Source organism: Paraburkholderia sp. SG-MS1 (genome assembly GCF_012275575.1).
Classification (GTDB): domain Bacteria; phylum Pseudomonadota; class Gammaproteobacteria; order Burkholderiales; family Burkholderiaceae; genus Paraburkholderia.
Map to the genome: position 1 here is coordinate 1 of NZ_NPIH01000123.1, position 2911 is coordinate 2911.

A 2911-nucleotide genomic window follows, 5' to 3' on the forward strand; every position below is an offset into this window, starting at 1 on the left:
CCTGACGGCCGGGCAAGATGTCGCTCAAGAACACAGCACGGCGCCACGGCATGCCCGGTTAGTGCTAAAGACCCCGTGAAAAACTTCGCGCGAACGCGCAGCAGCAGACATGCTCAGATTCGCTCACTACGCGCGGCAAACCTCGCTTGACGCCGCAGGCGGCGCGCGAGGCTCACGGGGGCCGGAGGGCATCGCGGTAAAGGCCCGCTCACCCGTCCGGCGGCACATATGCAGCGCGCCCGCCGACGCCGCCACCTTCTTCTTTGACCGCCGTCAGCGCTTCGCGCTGACCGCCACTTCGGTGCCGTCGCTAAGCGTGAGCGTTTTCGTGCTGCCGTTGACCGGCATCGTGAAGTGCAGAATCTGACTCACGCGCACATCGTTCGGACACTTGAGCGTTTTTCCGCCGCTCGTCACGGTCTTCACACCGCGCGGCGTCTGCGCCTGGAAGTTCATCTGCACGCTCGCCGTGCCGTCGCTGGCGACGACCGGCGCAAAGCGGATCTGCGTCTGGCGGATCATCGCGCCGTTGGTGTCCACCGGCAGCGACGCATAGTTGGGACACGCATCCGTGCCGGCCACCGGGCCGCCCGGTGGCACGGTCTTCCACGTGAAGTCGTCGGTCTCGCCGGAGCGGATCGTGCGGGTTTCCTGTGAGTTGCCGAACTGCTTCGACGTAACGCGAACCGTGTAGCGGATCGGACCGTCGAGCGCGGACTGGGACGTCACCGTGATCGGCGTGGCCGCACGAGCCGCCGGCACGAGCATGACGGGCGCGAGCGCGCAAGCGAGAGAAGCGACAACTGAAACGGCGGAGAGTTTGAAGCTGGAGCTCATACTGTCACCTCGTTGTTGTGCCGCTGCGTGCCCCGCTTCAACGCTACTGTCTGTGCTGCACCGCCCGATTGGGCGGTGCCCCGGCGAACCGGTACGCGAGACACGCAACTGTTTTCGCATGATGCACCGCCAGTCTAACGCCAAGCGCGGCGCCGCGCGTGCCGCATAGGCTCGGGTGTTAACCCGCTTGCAGGGATGCGCTTTCTGCGTGTGCAATCGGCAAGATGCTGGGATTGCGGGAGGTTCGCGCCGCCGCTTCGATCGCACCATGGCGTTGCACATCGCATTGGTTGTCTCGCATGATGCGCGGCAAATGAACATGGCCGGCGCGCATGACTGCGGCGCCGGCCATATCGAACCACGCTATTCGCGCGCTGCGCGCCTTAGAAGCCCGTGAGCACCAGCTTGCCGATCGCGCGTCCTTGTTCCAGCAACCGATGCGCACGGCGCAGATTCGCCGCGTTGATCGTCCCGAGTTCTTCTCCGACGGTCGTGCGCAGCGTACCCGCGTCGATGAGACGCGCGACTTCGGTCAGCAGCTTGTGCTGTTCGATCATGTCGGGCGTGCCGAACATCGAACGGGTGAACATGAACTCCCAATGGAACGCGGCGCTTTTCGCCTTGAGCAGTTCGACCGGCACAGGGCTGCTGTTTTCGACGATCGTGCAAATGCCGCCTTGCGGCTTGATGATTTCGGCGGCCACCGGGAAATTCCGGTCGGTGTCGTTGAACATCAGCACGTAATCGACCTGCTCGATACCGAGCTTTTTCAACTGCGCGGGCATGTCGCCAAAGTGATCGACGACATGGTCCGCGCCCAGTTCGGTCGCCCATTTCGCCGATTCGGGACGCGACGCGGTCGCGATCACTTTCAGCTTCGCCAGCTGCTTCGCCAGTTGAATGCCGATCGAGCCGACCCCGCCCGCGCCGCCGAAAATCAGCACCGTGCGGCCTTCGTCCGCGCCTTGCGGCGACACGCCGAGGCGGTCGAACAATGCCTCCCACGCGGTGATCGCGGTCAGCGGCAGCGCGGCCGCGTGCGTGAAATCGAGCGACGCCGGCTTGCGCCCGACGATCCGTTCGTCGACCAGATGGAACTCACTGTTCGCGCCCGGCCGCGTGATGCTGCCCGCATAGAACACCGGATCGCCGACCTTGAACAGCGTGACGTCCGGGCCGACCGCGGCGACCGTGCCGGCGGCATCCCAGCCCAGCACGCGCGGCGTCTTTTCGACAGTGTCTTTCGGCGCGCGCACCTTGGTGTCGACCGGATTGACGGAGATCGCCTCGACCTTGACCAGCAGGTCGCACCCGGCGGCTTCGGGTTGCGGAATGTCGACGTCGACCAGCGCTTCGGTTTGATCGATCGGCAAGTAGCGGTAGAGACCGACGGCTTTCATGGAGGCTCCTGTTCTGTCCGTTTCAATGAGAACGATCGGCGAACCTTGCCGTCGATCCATGGGCGTCATCCTACGGCGATTCTTACTCTTCCAAAACCGGCATAATGACTAAAACATTTTTTTGCATTTCCGAATAATGACTTTTCCCGACCCCATCGCGCGATCCTCGCCCAGCGAACGGGAGCGGCTCGATCTGCTCGACGTCGCCTTGTTCGTGCGCGCCGCGCTACTCGCCAACGTGTCGGCCGCCGGCCGCGAGTTCGGTGTGTCGGCGGCAGTCGCGAGTGCGCGGATCGCGCAACTCGAGCGGCTGCTCGGCGCGCGCCTGCTGCACCGGACGACTCGCCGCATCAGTCTCACGCAGGACGGCGAAGTGTTCATGACACGCGCCGAAGCGCTGCTCGACGCGGCGGCCGCCGCGCGCGCGTCGGTGGGCCGTGCGCAAGCCGAGCCGCAGGGCCGCTTGCGGGTGTCGATGCCGTCGTCGTTCGGGCGGCAGCATGTGTCGCCGGTGATCAGCGAGTTTCTACGCCGCTATCCCGGCGTCAGCGTCGATTTGCGGCTCACCGATCAACTGGTCGATCTCGTCGATGCGGGGATCGACGTGGCGATCCGCGTTGGCGTGCTGAAGGATTCGTCGCTGGTCGCGCGGCGCCTCGCGGTGAACCGGCGGG

Annotated in this window: 3 protein-coding genes; 1 reads left to right on the forward strand and 2 read right to left on the reverse strand. The window is 65.0% G+C overall.

Annotation, left to right across the window (positions count from 1 at the left end; genetic code table 11):
• Nucleotides 1-273: 273 nt before the first annotated feature.
• A complete protein-coding gene (locus tag CIC12_RS09255) occupies nt 274-837 on the reverse strand; it encodes a DUF6013 family protein (protein ID WP_168663826.1) in 564 nt (187 codons plus the stop codon).
• 383 nt (nt 838-1220) lie between these two features.
• Entirely contained in the window at nt 1221-2237 is a 1017-nt protein-coding gene (locus CIC12_RS09260) for a zinc-binding alcohol dehydrogenase family protein (RefSeq protein WP_168663827.1), read from the reverse strand.
• 136 nt (nt 2238-2373) lie between these two features.
• On the opposite strand from CIC12_RS09260, the gene CIC12_RS09265 reads away from it, so the two are divergent.
• A partial coding sequence (locus CIC12_RS09265; protein WP_168663828.1) for a LysR family transcriptional regulator occupies nt 2374-2911 on the forward strand: 538 nt, incomplete at its 3' end.